Origin of the sequence: Chryseobacterium oryctis (genome assembly GCF_025971925.1) — a bacterium.
GTDB lineage: Bacteria > Bacteroidota > Bacteroidia > Flavobacteriales > Weeksellaceae > Chryseobacterium > Chryseobacterium oryctis.
This window is the reverse complement of the sequence record NZ_JAPDHV010000011.1, coordinates 36,953-55,389: the sequence shown is the minus strand read 5'-3', so window position 1 is coordinate 55,389 and position 18,437 is coordinate 36,953. Positions and strand designations below refer to the sequence as shown.

Here is an 18,437-nt window from a genome sequence, read left to right as displayed (position 1 = left end):
AAGGGCTACTCCTTCGACTCCGCTCAGGACAGGCTTTCAATGGAAAAACGCAGAGGGAGGGAAGCGGAGTGGTTTCCACGGAGTGTAGGAAAGCATTTTACATAATCTCAAATTATAGGCACTGAGGGATTTTGTGCGTAGCGAAGCCCTTCGACTTCGCTCAGGATGGCGGAGTGGAGAACAACGTTTTTGCGTTGGATGTGCGTATAATTTCGATTATGTAATTTGCTGTGGAGTTGGAGAAAGGAGAATATAAAAAAAGGAAGCCAACATCTTTAACAAGAATGCTAACTTCCTCAATGATATTGTTAATATCCTGAATCGGGATGCTAATATCTTTAATCAGCATAGGAACATCTTAAATCGGGATGCTAATATCCTAATCCCGAAGCCTAATATTTTGAACCAGGATTGTAATATTCTGAATCGGGATAGGAATATCTTAAATCGGGATGGCAGAATACTAATTTTATTTTGCTCTAGTAAATTGCAGCCCCGATACTTGTTTGTACTGCGGACTGGTTGCTCCAAACACGGATTTTACATATAATTTTACTTCCTGTGCGGTTTGTACTAATCCTATTAACGGGTCGTAAAGTTTTTGGTCTCTTTTTATTTTAGCATTGGAATAATCGGTATATGCATTAATAAGTGCTGTATTTTTCGCTTGTAAATCGGTAAGCTTATTTTGTAGAGCTGTTGTTTTCAATTCTTCTTCATTGGGGTTGTATTCTTGACTTTCGGTAAGGACTTGCAGCATATTGGAGAAGTGTGCAATTTTGCTGTCATAGCTTTGTTGTGATGTGGATATTGTTTTTGGGGTAGGTTCTCCGTCTTTAGCTATTGTTTGTATTTCTGTAGATTTTGCACTTTTACCCTGTAGTTTTTTGTTGAATCCTTTTGCATTGTCTACCGTAAGTTTGCTGACCCCTGATACAGCCAATGAGTTGATTATTTTGGTAGCTAAAGGATTAAGGTCTTTAAAAGCATTTATGCGGTCGTCTGTAGCATTATCAAATAATGTTTTTTTGTTTTGGGTTTCGGTGAGCTTTTGCAATGCATCTTGATAAAGGGTTTCTAAACTATCAATTTTAAGAGATTCTTTTACAGGATTGTATTGGTCTGCATATCCTTTGCAAAAAGAGATAAGGTCTTGCAGATTTGCAATATTCTTTGCGTGCCCTGTTTCTGAGGTACTTGCCATAATATGTGTTTTTAATGATTATTAATACAAATATAATTTTTTATTGTATAGGATGGTATTGGTTTATTATGGTTTGTGATTCTTTTACTTAATGAATAAAAACTTTTCCAGCTCCTGTTTCAGGTTTTCGAGTTCTGATTGATTAAAATATTCAAGACTTCGAATACATTTAAATCCTGCTTTGTATTGTACTTCTCTTAAATTATATTGTTTTAGCCAGAGATTGATTCTGCTGTTTCTGATTTGCTGTAAATTTTGGATTTCTATTTTTTTTCTGATTTCGGTGGTGATATTACTAAATTTGGTATTTCTGTCTGTGACGAAAAGTTTTTCAGTTTCTGTGTTTGTTTTCAAGAGTTTTACCAATTGGGGTCTTGTTTGTTTTATGTAATGATAGATGTCTAAAATCTGTGAAGCTTCTAAGGGTAAAATTCTCTCATTGAATCTGTTTTCTGTGGCTTTTGGGACTCTGATGAGTCCTTTTTCCAAATCAATATTTTTGAGTTCTAATTCTCGTAAACATCCTGAACTTAAAGCCTGATAAATGATTAATCCCAGAATGATTTTATCTCTTTTTCCGTAGATGTCGAACTTTTGTATTTGGTATTTTCTATTTGTAAATCTTGTGTAAATTTCGTTTAGCTCATCTTCTGTTAAAAATCCTGTAATTAATGGTCTTTTTGGTGTTTTTATTCTAAAGTTTTTTAATGGGTGGTCTTTCCTTTTTCCTTTCAATTGCAGATAATCAAAGTATTGTTCTACGGTTTTGATGTGATTGTTGATGGTATTCAGGGAGTATTTTTTCTGTAATAATTCTATTATATTTAATAATTCTTGTGTTGTTACGGTATCAAAATTCTGTTTTCGGGAACATTTGCTTTTCCATAATAAAATATGATTTTCTTTTTCTGTAACTGTTCTTTCTGCATAGTGATAATGTTCTTTTAAATAGTGTAAAAACTCTTTCATAAATGTGTATATCTCTGTGTGCTTTCTAAACTTCTGTGTCCTAAAAATGTACTTACTTTTTTAAGTTCCATTCCGTTTTTAAGAAGATGTGTTGCAATGCTGTGTCTTAGTAAATGAGGATATATTCTCTTTTTAATCTTGCTTTTTTCTGCAATCTTTTCGATGATAAATTCTATTCCTGAAGGCGTTAAATTCCCTTTTAATCCCTGTAAAAAACATTCTCCTTTAGGGATTCTTTCTTTTACATATTCTTCAAAAATTTCTAACGCTTTGCTATGTATCGGGATTTCTCTCTGATAGCCTGTTTTGGATTTTCTTACCAATACTTTTTGGTTTTCTAAATCAACGTCTTCCAATAATAATTCTGCCGCTTCACCGGCTCTTAATCCCAGATAATATAAGCAACATAAAACGGCTTTGTCTCTAGTGTTTAGGGTGGCTTCAAACAGACTTTGTATTTCTTCCGGACTTACTATTTCTATTTTCGGTATATAGGTTTTAAGACTTTTGCAGAAGAGGATATCTGTTTCTTTCCGTTTAATATTTTTTCTGTAATTTCTGTATAGTTTCAGGGCTGTTAAATAATTGTTTATCGTTCCGTTGCTCAATAGTTTTTCGGGATTATTTTTGTTTTTTCTTAGTTTCAGATAACTAATGTATTCTTTGGGAAGGTTTCCTTTTTCTCTGTATTCTTCGTATTCTTTGGCTATGGCTACTATTCTCTTGACATTCTTTTTCTGATAGTTCCTAAGTTCTAAATATCTTCTGAAGTTTTCCATATACGACTGTTTTGCTTTTGCATTATTTTGGATTTTTTCGGACACTAAATAACTTTTCTTTATTCATCAGTGTTTAATAATGGTTTGGTTTCCGATTGGCTTCCGTCTGGCTTCCGCTGGTTTCCGATTTTAATTGTTTTATCTGCTTTGCAAATTCTTCTTTCAAACCTTTTCTAACTTTCTGAATATTATCATTATAAGATATTTTATACTTAAATCCTCTGTTGGCAAAACCTATTTGTTTTAAATATTCTAATCGTACCAAATCATTGAGATAAACTTGTAACTGACTTTTCTTAAATCCTGTAATTTCCATGGCATCAAACCTCGTAAAGAGTGTATCGTTCTGACGGTTTTTTTCTCCAAAATGCTTTTTAAGTTTCTCAAAGAACTGTCGTAAACTTCCGTCTAGCTCATCAATTTTTAAAATAATGCTCTCGAATAATATCTCAACTGCATTTTCTATATCTTCAATTTCTGTGATTAAAAAATTATCTTTCGTTTCTCTTTGGTATTGGTGCAGGATGGTGATTTGCTTAATAATGGATTGAAACATTTCGTTTAAACGTCTCTTATTTTTTACATTATTGGGCAATTGTATTTGCGTTGCATAAGGATTTATCACTTCATAATGCTTTAGATTTCTAACTATCTTTTGTATAAAACTAATGGCTTTCTGTTCTCCGTTTTTATCGATAATTCCTGCAACTCGCTTGTTTTGATAGCTGATAATTTTCTCGGTTTGTTCTTCACTTTCATTAATAGCGATGATAAAACTTCGGTTCATATTGTCCTCATAAGTTTCGCCTTTTGTTGTGGCTGATAAAGAACTAAACTGACCTTTCACAATCTTATGAGATGATTTGTTATTTCCTTTTTTATCTTTTATGGTTACCGAACTTCTTAATACTTGATTCGATATAAATTCTCTGAGTGCATAGAGTGCATCTTCCTTTAAACCGTCTAAATCTTCGATGATGATGATCTTTTGGAATAAATCAAATTCTCCCCAATTGTATAAACTAGATTCCGTGATTCTCGTAAATCGGAGTACATCTTCTTGTGGCATTAAATCAGCAATCCTGCTTATTATATGGGTTTTTCCGCTTCCGCTTGAACCTTGTACAATTCCGTGTAACGGACTTTTGTTTAAATAACTTATTGTAATTAAGAATAAAAGCAGTCTGCTGTTTTCCTCCCCAATTATTCCTGCTTGTTCGATGAGTTGGTTTAAGGATTTTAATAAATCTTTTTGTTGTAGAAACTCCGTGGCGGACTGCCATTGAGTTTCTTTTGTAGATTCTTCATTTCGCTTCGCTTCATTCAGAATGACAGAATGTTTGTCATTCTGAGCGTAGTCGAAGAATCCCGCTGATTTTGCAGATTCAGCAGATTTTAATTGCGTGTCGAGGCTCTCGAATTGCCTCCCTAAAGTCAGCGAATCTCCTTTGTCGATTTCAGATGAAAATAAAAATTTCCGCTTTTCTAATAATTCTGTAAATATTGTTTCATCGTGTAATTGCAAGGTTTCGTTTACATCTTTATTGGGCACTTCGACTACGCTCAGTGTGATATTGCTACATTCTTGTTTCAAAAGTTCTGCATATTTCTTAACTGCTTCTTTTCCTGCTTTGTCATTATCAAAACAAAAGATTATTTCTTTAGATTCTTCGCTTTGCTCAGAATGACACCAGTTTTTTATCGCCTGTAAAATCTCTTCGTTTAATCCATTGGTTCCAAAACAGCTTATCACTTCGACAAGCTCAGTGTGACAGCCTTTTTGGATAATTTCTTTTATCTGAAGTAAACTTGCACAATCGATTATTGCTTCTGTAAGAATGAGTTTCTTAGTATCTTTATTTGGATATCCTGGATAAATTCCTCTGCGGTTTTTCAGATAATAATGTTTAGAATTATTATTGTCGATTATCGACCTAAAATAAAAGCTTACGATTTCTCCGGATTTATTTTTCAGCGGAAAAACAATGCATTTGTTTCCAAAAACCTGATAGGCTTTTTCCTTCGTTCTGTTGTTGATGAGTCCTTTATCTAATAATAATCCTACTTCTATGGCATTATTGATTAATTCTTCACTTTTCCGTTCTCCGTGATGGAACTGACCCGAGTTGTAACCAATCTCTAAAATTGAGTTATCCAAATTTCTTTTCTCAATATATTGTTTTGCAGGAGTGGAGCAGTAGAGGGCTTTTCTAAAATACCCAAACATATTTTCTAAAAAAAGGGCAGACCTTTCTCCTGAGAAATCAGTCTGCCCAAGGTTCTCCGCAGTACCTCTAGTATTTTTAATTATTAATTTTCCGTTATTTATTAAAAGGCTTTCAGCCTTTTTTATCGCTTCATGTTTTGATAAGACTGAGCCTGTCGAAGTCTCATAATCTTCTATAAATTGGATAACATCTCCCGATTTTCCGCAAGAATGACATTTGTAAAAGTTCTTTTCAAGATTTACCTGCAGACTTGCTGTTCTGTCTTCGTGATAGAAGCAATGAAGCATAGAGTTTTTAGGCTCAAGGTGGTAATACTTCAATACTTCAGATAAACTTAATCGTTCTTTGATTGCGGAGATTTCCATAGAATATTTATATTGTGTTATTTTGATACAACACAAAAGTAAAATAAAAGTATCAAATTAACAACATTATTTTTATCAAAATTATACATATTGTGTGATTTGTGCTTTTTAGATAACTTCGTGTAAAGTTCAAGACATGCAACACATTGGTAAAAACATAAAGAAGATAAGAGAAGAAAAGGGATTAACGCAACAAGCGATTGCTGATTTAATTGCAATGCATCGTTCTAATTATTCTCGTGTAGAAACTGGCGACAGAGATTTATCAATTGAAGCCATTAGTAAAATCGCCAAGTTTTTTAATATGTCTATTGATGATTTAGTAAATTTCGAAGGGGAGATTCCTAATGAGATAACTTTTGAAGATAAAAATACCATTGAACAAATGCAACTTATTCAACAATTAGACGAAGAGGATAGAACGACCGTTTTTAAGATTGTAGAAACCATGCTTACAAAGAAAAAATTTAAAGACTTCTTTAATAAAAATGTAGCAACTTTATAAAACAAAAACCACTGCAATTGCAGTGGCTTTTTATTGTTATCCGCTCAAAGTCGGGAGACTTTGCGGAGCGGGAGGGGTTGGAAAGGCTTATAACAAGCCTTTCTCATTAAAATAGTTTTCTAAATCTTGTTTAAATTGTTCCCAATTAAAATCTTTTATCTTCTTTTTTATACTTTCTAATGTATCTAAGGATAATAAGATTTCTCTGGAGATGATTTTTTTTCGCTCTTCTTCTGAGGAACTTTGAAATTCCTCAAAATCTAATTTTATAGAATATTCTAAACATTTTTCTATTTCATATTCAAAGCCTTCACTCTTTATAATTTTTTTATCTTTTGTATATCTAGCTTTTTTAGGTTTATAAAATTGTTCAAACCCTTGACTAACACATATAATTCCAATAACGACTTCTTTAATATCATTACCATAGTTCTTATTTTTTAAATACCTCTCCATATCATCAGACAATTCTGTAATGATATTTGTATTTGTAATTTCTCGACTTATTGTTATTGCTAATCCAAAATTCATTTTATCTAAATATTTTATTTCCTGGAGGAAGGGTTCCGTGAGCAAAAAAGTATCCGTAAATCATTATTTTTTCCTGTATTTTTATAGTGGATTGATTGCCATAAAATATTGGATTCATAACCAATCCTTTTCTCGTTAAATCAGCTTCTGAATATCGATTATTTGTCGTTGTTTCTCCATATTTCCATACATCACCTGCATTTAAGTAGGTTGTGCCTCCTCTTACATTAGGATAAAAACCACTTCTTGTTGCTTCTAACTGATATAAAACACCTTGAGGTTTGAGATCTCGTTTTTCAATACCATCTATTTCTCTTTCCATTTTAAGGTAAAGAGAAATTCCAGCAGCTGTTCCCAAAATTCCATATCCAACCCATTTTGGCCAAGCTGCATCTGATGGTTCTACTATCATTACATCCGCGGTTATAAAACCTAATACAGATTGCTCCCATCCGCTATTATTATTTTCTGGAACTTGATGGGTAAATTTCAGTATCTTCCCAGTACCGGCTTGATTTGCTACTGTTGGATTCGTCCACCACCACAAAGTATTATTATTAATAGAATATCCCCCACCGGTATATTGTGAAAAGCTTAGAGCAGGTCCCTGTCCGATACTAGCTAATAAATTGTTAGTATAATCAGCACTCCAGTTGATGGAGTTTCCGTCATAATCCATAGAGTTTCCCCAAGTATTGGTAAATCCGGCACCTGTATTGTACCAAGTTGTACCGTGAGCAGAGCATTAATTTACCTTTTGAGACAGCCTCTTTTGTTTATCCGCCACACGATAAAATCGTGCGGGAGCGTGGGTTATTAAATCTACCTTTTTTGTCATATTAATTTTAAACTACAGGTAATTGAAAATACTGTTTAACTACTAAAGGAATATCATTCAAATGAGGGCGATTTCTCAATTCTTCAAGCAAATCATCTTCTATATTAATTGATTGAATTTTATCAACAAGTTCTTTTTGAAGTACTTTCTTCAATCCATCTTCTCTCTCTTTATCAGATATATTACTTTCAAGATTCAATAATAAATTAATTTCTTCTCTTTCATCAATATTTATAGAAGTTACTCTATTATATATATGCATCATATCGTTTAGCGGAATTGCATTTAAGATATATCCATAATTTATATAGTAGTAATTTCCAAACTGAGACTTTTGTAGATTAACTATTTTATTAATTGAACTATCATTAAACACCCAACTATTTCCTTTTCTTTTAAATCCTATTGGACTAAGAACATTGCTTATTATATTAATTAATTCTTTTTTTTCCATTTTCTTTTTAATAAAAATCTAAAACCGTATTCCATGTCCCTCCATATTGTGCTTCAAATGCATTTTTATATTTTAATAACTGTTGTGTTCCTAATTGAATTTGTTTAGGGTTATAAGGTTTAAGTTCATAAATTGTTTTTGTACTAAAATCTACAAAATCAGGTCTGATTCCAGGTACTTTATTAAATTCTTTAAATGTATTTATTCCGTCAGCCAGACCTACTTTATAAGCCTTATGCATCTGTCTGCCAAGCGCAAGAGAAGACTTTGTATAAACTTGAGGGAATATTCTCGGAGAAATTCTTGCATAAACATTATTCACCACTCCGGATAAATATTTCCCTGCACCAATCGATTTCCAACCTGCAGCAAATAAACCTTCGCCTGCAAATGACATCGGAATATCCATAAATAGAAATGTTTCAAGATTTCCTATAGATTTTCCAATCTTTGTTTCATTAATGGCTGTTTGCCAAGTACTATATGCTTGATCTATGTTCCAGTTTTGTAAAGCTCCCAGAATACCACTTTCGAAAACAGCTCTATTATATGAAGCATATCCTCTTTTTCCAGTCATTACAACTTCAGGGATATTTACATCAATTCCATTGAATGCATTCCAAAATCCTGCAAAAGCATCACCGCCAACACCGCTATTAGATTGTCCCCACGCATCTAATGATTCTGATAAATGCTTTACGCCACCTCCTCCTTGTAAATAACTCATTACTGAGTTAATATGTTCTCCAGTGAATGTCCAACCTTCATTCGTTTCTACAATTTTTCTACCATCAGGGTCAATGAAAGAAATAGGATTATTCATCACATAGGCATACGGACTGAAAGAATCATACATTTCCGCCAATTGGTCAGTACCGTTCCATCTTCCCAGGTCGGGCATATATTGTCTCCAACCGTAGTCTAGGAAGCCTGTTTCTTGCAACTCTTTTCCATTGTATTTATAGGAATGAAAACTCCCAAAGGAAGAGGAGTTAGAACCTCCAATATGATTTAGCCCGAAAGGATAATAATTGTTGGTGCTTATAATTTCAAGAACGCCTTCGCTGTTTTTTGCAAAACTTACCCTTGCATTTCCCAAGTGGTCTTTGTACTGGTAAATATAACGATTTTCTTTAAAACTGTAAAATCCTTCTGCAGTGGCTACAAAATCGAGTTTCCATTCCGGGGTTCCTGTTCCCGGAAATGCAATACGGGAGCTGTATGCCTGTTGTTCGAAGGCTGTTTCCGTTCTGCAGGTTATACATATTGCGCCATCTTCCACATATTCATACTGAAAACCATCCAGATAATCCGTCATTGTGGTATTAGGCGTTCCTCTTGGAGGTGTGTTGGTATAGGTTTTACGGAGTTTTGTTCCGTCAGCACGATACAGATAGTTGATATTGGAAGAGGAAGTCAATCCAATAGGATTTACCTGAGTGATGGCCAACTGATTAGCAAGATTCAGGAAATTGTAATTGATAGATTGGATACCTTTATCAAGCATATCTTTCATATTTCCGTTATCATCATAGGAAATGATATTGTTTCCGCCTTCATATCCTGTGTCGTTCAAAGAGTTTTCAATGACCTTGGTTAGCGTGTTTCCTGAGTATTGATACACCAAATCATCAACCAAAGTAGATGTTGTACCATAAATAGGGAATGCATTTCTTTTCAGAGTTGCGATGTTTCCGTTGATATCATACGTCAGATTTTCATTGAAATTATTATTAAACGGAGTGGTAGAATTGGGTTCAGAATAAATAGCGTCCTGCAGTCTGTTTAGTCCGTCATAAGCATAGTTGTATCTTTTCAGTACATCTTCATTAGCATTTTTCCAGTCAATTTCTGAGATGTTCCCTACAAACTTACCTGAAGCGATATTGGTATTCACAGGGTTGGTGTATCGCATTTCATACCCGAAAAGTTTTCCGTTCAGGTTTGAAGGATCGTTGATTTTGGTGAGCCATCCTCGGATGTTGTAAGTATAATCTATACTTTGAAGCGGAGAAGCGGGGTTTGTACCGCCGACTTTTTTATTTTTCAGCTGAGAAAGCTCGTTATACTCATTTTGAGCTAAATACTCCACCGGATTATTGTCTATTTGATGGGTATGTGTCAATAATCTGTTCTGGTTGTCATAGGTAAAAGTCTGGGTGATGACCTTCTCCGTATCTGTATTTAATCTTTTATGAAATACTTTAGTTAGTTTTGCCAAGCCTGAAAAATCGAGCTCAGATTCTGTTTTGGTGTATCCTCCCAAATGATTGATGGAATATGTGCCTATCACTCTTCCTTTTTCATCATAATAATTGTAGCTTTTCGTCCAGTTATCATCTTCAATGTTTTTTATCAGGCTCATCACAGGAAGACTTTTGGTGCTTACTGCATTAGTTGTGGCATTATCAGATAATATACTTTTTCCCATTATTGAAGAAGGAAAAGAAGGATTGAAGCTGTATGAAGGATAAGTATCGTAATAGTTGACCGCTAATATTTTTTCAAGAGAACTAAAATAATTATTGGTGTACTGCACCTGCATTCCATCTTGAGTAAATCCGGAATTATGCCTATTTTCTACAATAACTAAATTTCCTGCCTGAGACTGCATATTTGCCCTGCTTCCTCCCGAAATGATTGAGGTATAGACCACTCTTCCAAACGTATCATATTTGGTCATCAGCCATTTCCCTTGTGCTTCAAGATTGGCATCCCTGGATAGAATCAGTCTATCAGCTTTATCATACACCATATATTCCCAGCCTTTACCAGGAATTTTCTTTTCCACCAGTCGATTCCAACCATCATATCGATACTGATAGCAAAGATTGTTTAAAGTTGCTTCATCGGTAAGTCCTGATTTTGAAGCCAAAGGCGGAATGGAGTATACCAACTTGCCATACTCATTGTATACATAATAAGTGTCGACATTTTGATTTCCGTCTTTTTTTCTCGTTAGTATGGTTTGTCCTTTCATGTTTTTGAACTGAAAGGTTGTATTTCCATCTTCATCCGTCACAGAGGATTTGTATAAAGAATTTGCAGGATATATTCCTGAAAGGCTTAATACACTATTAGTTCTGCCTTCTGTCCAGCTTGTTACTACGATATATTTTTTCACTTCATCCATGGAAGTATTTGAACTGTAACCGAACTGAACGGGATGCGCACTCCATTCGTTTCCTACTTGTTTTTGTTGCTGAATTCTTCCTAAAGGGGAAGATTCCAATACCTTTTCAGCATATATTTTTTCATTTCCGTATTGGGATGAAGCATTGGAAATCGGAGTGTTGTAAATAGCTCCGTTTTGCGTTGTTGCTTGAGGAATGGGAAGGTAGCTTTTGATTTGTCTTCCATATTCATCATATTCCAGAGGGAGGGCAATATCTTTTCCTGTAGGAGTTGCTTTGATGCTGATACTCTGTTTTGCTCTTCCCAATCCGTCAAAATATTGTACAGATTCGGTTTTTTTAGAACAGTCTTCTGATAGGCAGTTTTTTTCGTATATATAATTTTCCGAAGAGGTAAGGTTGGTTTGCGCGTATATAAAGCCCACGACCAACAAATTGAGTAGTATTATTATTTTCTTCATTGTGTTTAGTTTTTGTAGTTGTATTGATATTCTTTCAGGATAACTCCATTCATATCCACAATCTTTTCAAGCTGATTTTTGGCATTGTATTTATAGATTACCCTTATTCCATCAGGAGGAGTTGAAGTGGTAATACCTATGAGAGGATCATAGCTTATTGTAGTAATCTGAAATTCTTTCAGCTCCGGAGTTTTCCTGAAGTTATCCAATGCGAGAAGAAGTGCCTGTTCATTAGCCGGATTTTGGGCATCTGCATTGGAAGCATCCACAATGGTCTGAATATATGGAGATACCTGTGCGTAGGTTGCCCCTTCTATTTTTGCTATAGGTTGTGTTTTATCGTATCCGTATACAATTGCTGTAGGGATGCCGACAGAAGAGGTAAACTGAAGAATATTTCCTTTTTCGTCATACAGGTCAAACTTCATGGTCGTTTTTGTAGTGCCATCACTTATGTTGGTTCCTAATACCGAAGTAGGTAATGTATTACTTGTATTATCATATTTTGTTTCTGCTTTAGAAACTGTTTTATTGTCGTTTTTTTCTTCAACTACCACAGGAACACTTATAATATGAGCGTTGGAAAGGTGAGTATACCCTGATTCAGGATAGGTATAGAATTGCTCTATGGTATTTCCATCGGCTATTTTTTTTGTTGAAGCTACTTCAAAGTTATACACATTGAAATTGGTTTCAGATTGTTGTTCTATACTCTGATTATTATCAAAATAAGAGGTTGAAGTAACCGATGATTTTTTGAGCCAGGATAGTTTGGAGGTAAGGTTGTCTGTACCGAGAAGCTCATATTCCTGTACATTCGGGAGCTCTTCAAAGGTATAATCGTTTTGCTCAGAAACAAGAACCTGGTTTTGCGCATTATATATTTCTTTTCTTTCAAGCAATCCTCCATTGGTGAATGAATAATAAGGCCAGTAATTTCCGTTTTTAGGATAATCATTTGGGGTTTTGTAGTAGTATTTTACATATCCGTTATTGTCATCTGTTTCGGAAATCTTCACGTTTTTATACAAAATATAGCTGTTAGCATTAGGATCTAGCCCCGAAGAAAAAGAAAACCCTGATGAAGAGTTGCTGTCTAAGAAATTACTGTAATCATATTTAACAATTTTTACGGGAGTATTTTCCGACTTGCTGTTGTAATATTTTATGCTGGCTACTCTTACTCCGGAGCTTGTGATTGCATTCGGGAAAGGAAGGGGAGTATGCTCAATGCCATATAGGGTTGCTGTACCTCTTCCTCCAGATCCCGTTATCATTAATGTATAACCTCCGGGAGCAAGATCGTATTCCCTTACATTCTCATACAAAGAAGAACTACAGGTGGTTGCAGAGATAGAGTTGCCATCGCTTTTTATCATATAGTCCACATAAGTTGGGGTATTGGCTTCCCAATACGGAGGAGCGGGAAATAATTCATCAACACCAAACACTACATATATTTTTCTTGTATGGTTTCCTGATATTGTGAATGTGTAATTGGTTGTTTGGTTGGTATCGTATTGTATATTATTGAAAGATTCAAGATATTGTACGTCGGAATCACTGAAACTGCTTCCGTTTACTATAGAATTCACATAGCTCGGCTCAGCTCGGTTCTTGTAATTTTGGTTCGATTCAAAAGTGTATTCCATCACTCCTTTTGTAGGGGTAATCACTTTTTTTAGGATTCCTAGAACTTTGTTTTCAATATATAGGCTATATAAATTGCTACATAAAGAATAAATACTCACCCCCAATGACGGACGCGGAACAGAATCCCCATATTCAAATTCTGTTACTTCCGAAATAAGCCCATTCTTATCAATTTTTTTGAGTTTGGCTAAGATTCTTTTGTAATCGGGATTATAAGGGTTGGAAGATTGATAATGATATCCGTATGAAGTATACTCAAAAGCATATCCTGAAATCACGTGGTTGTAGTTGTCTTTTAGGATTACTTTTTGAACCTGATAGGGATCATTCATAGTATTTTCATAAGACGGCTCATAGAGATATTCAAATTCAACTTTTCCGAATCCTGGAGAGGTAATCGTTTTCAGTTTACATGTTTGGTAAGATAATGTTACACCGTTATTTTTATATTTTATATCTTTTTGATAAGAAAAATTAGCAAGTTCTGTATTATTGGCATCTTTGATTTGAGTTAAGAAGAAGGCAGATTTGTATATCTTTCCGCCGGAGGTATGAACATTGCGCTCTTGGTTACTTTTGCTATGGTCATTAAAGATATATTTTATTCCTTTTGTATCGGTTATTGTAAAGGATTCTAGAATAAGAGTTGCTGTATTGCTTGTACGGATGTATTCAATCTTCAATTTATTAGAGGAAAGATTAATCAGTTCAAATGTATTATTAGTAGTATCTCTTTTAAATTTGAACTTTCCCGAAATTCCAGGCAAGCTATAGTAATAAATATCATCAAAATTATTTTTAGTATAGTTTCCGTTACTTGTATCATCGTACATTTCATCAATATCATTTATAATACTTCTTGAAATTACCCCTCCGGCAAATAATGACCATCCCGTCCCTGTTTGACTAGCTGGTTCATACTGAGAAACATTCATCGGATTGTAGGAGAGACCTACATTTAGGCTTATTCCTCTGTTATAGGTTGGTAACCCCAATAAAGAAAATGAAATATCGGGAATACCTGTTGCATTGGATATAGGAGTATTGGCATAGGTTGCAAGAGAGGAAACAGAAGGGACTGGTTTTGAGAAATCTCCAAAGTTAATCTCTTGTTGGGCTTTTATATGTTGGCTGGAAGTAAATGCTGCCAGGCCAAGTACTGTAATTATTCTTCTCATTTGTCTATTTTTTAATCAATTTAGCGTTAGCAGTTTTATTTTCATTGGTTTTGATGGTCACCAGATAAGCTCCCTGAATCAGATTCTGAGTGTTTATTTTGGTCACATTGTTCTTGGTTTTCAGGCTTTGTAATTGTCTTCCGCTCATATCAAATAAGTTGATTTCTGCTTCAAAAACCTGTCCTGAGCCTGTCGAAGGGTCAAAACCGATTTCCACATAAGCATAATCTGAAACTGGATTTGGGTAAATCCTGATGTTTTGTTTTTCAATCAACTGGTCAATCTGCTTATCACCCAATTTCACAATCTTCCAGTTCTCTTTTCCGAGCTCTTCGGCACTTGTTCCTGCCAAAATTATCGACCCGTCTCGGTTCAGCTTGATGTCCGAAAGTCTTTCTTCACGCTTTCTAGATTCACCTTTTACATGTTTTCGCCATTCTTCTTTGCCTTCAGAATTTAGATAAAGCATCCAAAACGTCTCATCATCTGCCTCAATTCGTCCTTCTGCCTGAGTATATCCGCCCAACAAAATACCTTTGGAAGACTTATCATCCGCAGAATGAATCACACTCATACCCATCAAAACATCCCTGTTTTTGAAATTATAAGATTGTTGCCAAATTTCTTCCCCTTTTTCATTGATGGAAATCAGCCAAATATCTGTTCCTTCTTCCAGACCTGAAGTCTTGTTTCCAGACCTTTCAGAACGGCTTTCTCCGCCCACTAAATATCCCGTTGAAGTCAAAGAAAGAGTGCGCAAATGGTCGTCTCCCTTGCCTCCGAAATTCTTCTCCCACTCTAATTTTCCGTCTTTGTTGAGTTTAATTATCCAATAATCGCCTTCACCGAAATTTTCAGTTTTTTTCGACCCATTCATTCCACTTCTCGAATATATCCCTACCAAAACACCTCCGTCTTTTGTAGGAATCATTTTTTCTACTTCATCCAGACCTTTTCCGCCAAGTACAATTTGAGAGGCTATGCCTCCGTTTTTATCTAGTCTGATGACTAAAACATCTTTTGAACCAAAGCCTTTATATTGAGAATCCTGAGCGGAGACGAAGGACCCGGCTACAAAAAATCCTAAATCTGTCGTCTGAACCACAGCTTTAGCCTCTTCATCCGTATTTGAACCAATAGTTTTCTGCCACATTTCATCTCCAAATTCATTGATTCTTACAAGCCAAATATCCGAACCGCCTTTTGATTCCTCTTTTTTATCCAACCCTTTCCCTGAATAAGACGTTCCTGCCAATAAAAATCCGCCTTCCTGTGTTGCAACCGTTGCCGACAAAAAATCATGATTCGAACCTGAAAAATACTTTTCCCAAACTTCTTCTCCCTGTTGGTTTAGCTTCACCAAATGAAAATCGTAGCCATTATTTTGCTTGTTTTCAGTAGATTGTTGTTTTGAAGTTTGTATCGAACTTCCCGAAATCAAATATTGCTGGTCGATTGTTGTGGTAACCTGACTCAGAAAATCCTGTGTCGAGGATTTGATGTCTTTCTGCCAGACCACTTCCTGAGCAGAGACGCTCAAAATTGTGCACATCATGAGGGCACTGAGGTAATTTTTTTTCATATTTAATTATTTTTTAATGCGCGAACTTATATTTTATTTTAATTTCCTGCAATAGTGAAATCCACATATTTTATTATTCCGTTATCTTTAATTCGTTTCTTTTCTGCAAATCTACCATCTCATAACGACAAACCATGTCGTATTTTCAATAGATGCAAAATTACATACCGGGGTTGGATTTTATAAAAGCAGAAAGCACGAGCAAAAGTCAATCCGGCAAAGAGGTACTGCGAAGAACCCGACAACCAAAAAAGACTCCGCCCGTGCCATATAAGATACACGGGCGTAAGCCTATCAAAATTTGGTTGCCTTAGAAGATTCGCAGTTTTCTTTGCCCAAATTGATAGCTTACGCTTTTGTTTTTGTTAAAATCTGCTACGAATATAAAAATATTTTTTAAATACTATCAAAGAAAATCTTACTAAGGAAAGCATAATCTTGGTAATGTTTAAACTATAAACACTTCAAAAGATTAATTGGCAATTGCAGTATTAGGCTTAGCAGGTTTAATATTAACGTAGGCGAATAAAATTTTGATAAAGACATACATAATAACGGAATAGGAATAATTTTTGGAGTTACTTTGTGACTTCATTTTTTTATACATACAATATATGTTTGATAAACAGCAAAGAAAACTGAAAAGGTCTGCAAAATTAATTTCCGTATTGAGTAAATATGGCTTTAAAGATATTTTAGCACGAATGAACGGCGGAAACAAACAGGAAGAAGAAACTTCAAATCCTGATGAAGTTATTTCCAAAGGAACGGTGTATGAAAGAATAAGACTGGCGCTGGAAGAATTAGGTCCTACATTTGTAAAATTAGGGCAAACTTTCAGCAATAGGGAAGACCTTCTACCTCCCGAACTGATTCAGGAATTGCAAAAGCTACAGGATAAAGTAGATACTGTAGAAATGAATGTAGAAGAAATTCTGGAAAACGAATTCAGTATTATGGTGTCCGACCATTTTTTAGAGGTTCCGAAAGCTCCTTTGGCAACTGCTTCCATTGCACAGGTGTATAAAGCTATATTGTTAGATGGAACACCTGTCATTATAAAAATCAGAAAACCCAATGTTCAGTCCGTTATAGAAGATGATTTGCTGCTGATAAAAGATTTAGAAAAATTGATTTCATCTTATTCTGAAATAGGTGAAAAACTTAATCTTAAACAAGCAATTTCAACATTTGAAAAATCATTATTGGAAGAAGTTTCTTTAATAAACGAAAAAGAAAATATCTTGCAGTTCAGAAGAAATTTCAAAAACAATAAAGAAACATACGTTCCGAAAGTATATGAAGAGTTTTCCAACAACAATGTGCTTTGCATGGAGTTTATTGATGGAATAAAAGTAACAGATACATCAACTCTTCTTGCACATAATATAGATTCCGCAAAAGTTTCAGAGGTGGGATTACGATTATTTGTATCTCAGATTTTAGATTATGGCTTTTTTCATGCCGATCCTCACGCAGGAAATATATTGGTGAAAAAAGACGGAAAAGTTGTTTTCATAGATTTTGGCGCAGTAGGAAAAATTCCGCCAAACGATAAAGAAATCCTTGAAAATCTTATTGTAAGTTTTGTTGCCAAGAATTCACACAAAATTGTTAGAAACCTAAAAAAAATGGCAGTAAGCTATGAAATTCCTGATGAAAGAAGATTTGAAAGTGATGTGGAAGATATTCTCAACTTCGTTCACAGTTCGTCATTGAAAGAAATCAATGCTCAGGTTATCATTAATAAAATGAAAGATGTTTTGAAGGAAAACAGACTCTATATGCCCGATTATTTTTATCTTTTATTCAAAGGAATTAGCCTGATAGAAGGAGTTGGAAGAAGCATTAATCCTAATCTGGATATCGTAAAAAGTCTGCAACCTTACACTAAAAAAATATTTACTAAAAAGATAAATCCTAAAAATCTTCTGAAAAGTGGAGTAGACCGAATGATGAATTTCACGGATAATGTTGATGAAATCCCGAAAGAGCTACGTTCTGTTTTACAAAAACTGGATGAAAACAAATTCACTGTCTCCAGTGAGATTAAGAATATTGAAAAAACAAATCAACTTATAAAATCAAGTATTATTAATTTGATTTTAGCCATGATTTTGGGCGCAAATATCATTGCGACAGCTATTGTTTTTGTTTCAGAATCAGGGCCTAGAATAGGAGAGTTGTCATTGGTTGCTATATTGGGTTTTATTTTTTCTGTCTTTTTGATTGTCGTTATTTTGTTAAGAGTTACAAGAAAGTAATTCAATGTAACATCTGTCATTTTGAATGGAACGAAGTGGAGTGAAAAATCTACTATTTTTTGTTGAGAGTCTTACTTGTTAGAAGAGATAGAAGGTATTCGTTAAATAAAAATGTTTGAGATGCTTCGACAAGCTCAGCATGACATCTCGAATACTGACTGTTTTTATTAACAATTCATTCATTTGTAACATTGTTATGCTGAGCTTGTCGAAGCATCTTAATTTCATATATAAAACTTCGGAAATCCTTCATATTAGCTAATAAAGTTTAAAAAATTAATTGTCTATCTTT

The 18,437-nt window shown here is 34.5% G+C and carries 12 protein-coding genes; 2 read left to right on the top strand and 10 right to left on the bottom strand.

The annotated features are described in order from the left end of the window. Positions 1 to 469: 469 nt before the first annotated feature. The 4 genes from OH806_RS16395 to OH806_RS16380 all read right to left on the bottom strand — a co-directional run bounded on the left by OH806_RS16395 (position 470) and on the right by OH806_RS16380 (position 5,545). A complete protein-coding gene (locus tag OH806_RS16395; protein ID WP_264744765.1) occupies positions 470 to 1,204 on the bottom strand; it encodes a hypothetical protein in 735 nt (244 codons plus the stop codon). An 84-nt stretch (positions 1,205 to 1,288) separates the two neighbouring features. Continuing rightward, positions 1,289 to 2,173, bottom strand: coding sequence for a tyrosine-type recombinase/integrase (locus tag OH806_RS16390; protein ID WP_264744764.1), 885 nt, complete (start codon positions 2,171 to 2,173; stop codon positions 1,289 to 1,291). Continuing rightward, the gene (locus OH806_RS16385; RefSeq protein ID WP_264744763.1) at positions 2,170 to 2,997 is read right to left on the bottom strand and encodes a tyrosine-type recombinase/integrase; all 828 of its coding nucleotides are present in this window, start codon (positions 2,995 to 2,997) and stop codon (positions 2,170 to 2,172) included. Before OH806_RS16385 ends, OH806_RS16390 begins: the two co-directional genes overlap by 4 nt. A gap of 28 nt (positions 2,998 to 3,025) precedes the next feature. After that, positions 3,026 to 5,545: a CHC2 zinc finger domain-containing protein gene (locus tag OH806_RS16380; RefSeq protein ID WP_264744762.1), complete on the bottom strand. Its 2,520-nt coding sequence runs from the start codon at positions 5,543 to 5,545 to the stop codon at positions 3,026 to 3,028. Between the two features lie 136 nt (positions 5,546 to 5,681). Here OH806_RS16380 and OH806_RS16375 point away from each other — a divergent pair, with 136 nt between their 5' ends. Then, positions 5,682 to 6,050 (top strand): helix-turn-helix domain-containing protein, encoded by a 369-nt coding sequence (locus OH806_RS16375; protein ID WP_264744761.1) that lies wholly within the window; start codon positions 5,682 to 5,684, stop codon positions 6,048 to 6,050. Positions 6,051 to 6,137: 87 nt separating this feature from the next. On the opposite strand, the gene OH806_RS16370 is transcribed toward OH806_RS16375, so the two are convergent. From OH806_RS16370 to OH806_RS16345, 6 genes are all read right to left on the bottom strand, one after another. Continuing rightward, positions 6,138 to 6,581, bottom strand: coding sequence for an Imm44 family immunity protein (locus OH806_RS16370; protein WP_264744760.1), 444 nt, complete (start codon positions 6,579 to 6,581; stop codon positions 6,138 to 6,140). Position 6,582: 1 nt separating this feature from the next. Next, on the bottom strand, positions 6,583 to 7,260 hold the full coding sequence (locus OH806_RS16365; RefSeq protein ID WP_264744759.1) for a hypothetical protein: 678 nt from the start codon (positions 7,258 to 7,260) through the stop codon (positions 6,583 to 6,585). A 166-nt stretch (positions 7,261 to 7,426) separates the two neighbouring features. Beyond that, on the bottom strand, positions 7,427 to 7,873 hold the full coding sequence (locus OH806_RS16360) for a DUF4304 domain-containing protein (RefSeq protein ID WP_264744758.1): 447 nt from the start codon (positions 7,871 to 7,873) through the stop codon (positions 7,427 to 7,429). Positions 7,874 to 7,880: 7 nt separating this feature from the next. Beyond that, the gene (locus OH806_RS16355) at positions 7,881 to 11,468 is read right to left on the bottom strand and encodes a DUF6443 domain-containing protein (RefSeq protein ID WP_264744757.1); all 3,588 of its coding nucleotides are present in this window, start codon (positions 11,466 to 11,468) and stop codon (positions 7,881 to 7,883) included. A 5-nt stretch (positions 11,469 to 11,473) separates the two neighbouring features. Then, positions 11,474 to 14,299, bottom strand: coding sequence for a hypothetical protein (locus OH806_RS16350; protein WP_264744756.1), 2,826 nt, complete (start codon positions 14,297 to 14,299; stop codon positions 11,474 to 11,476). A gap of 4 nt (positions 14,300 to 14,303) precedes the next feature. Further along, complete coding sequence (locus OH806_RS16345) at positions 14,304 to 15,881, bottom strand: T9SS type A sorting domain-containing protein (RefSeq protein ID WP_264744755.1); 1,578 nt, start codon at positions 15,879 to 15,881, stop codon at positions 14,304 to 14,306. A 614-nt stretch (positions 15,882 to 16,495) separates the two neighbouring features. Between OH806_RS16345 and OH806_RS16340 the strand changes: the two genes are divergently transcribed. Further along, positions 16,496 to 18,145 carry an ABC1 kinase family protein gene (locus tag OH806_RS16340; RefSeq protein ID WP_264744754.1) on the top strand — a complete coding sequence of 550 codons (1,650 nt, stop codon included), beginning with the start codon at positions 16,496 to 16,498 and terminating at the stop codon, positions 18,143 to 18,145. Positions 18,146 to 18,437 lie beyond the last annotated feature (292 nt).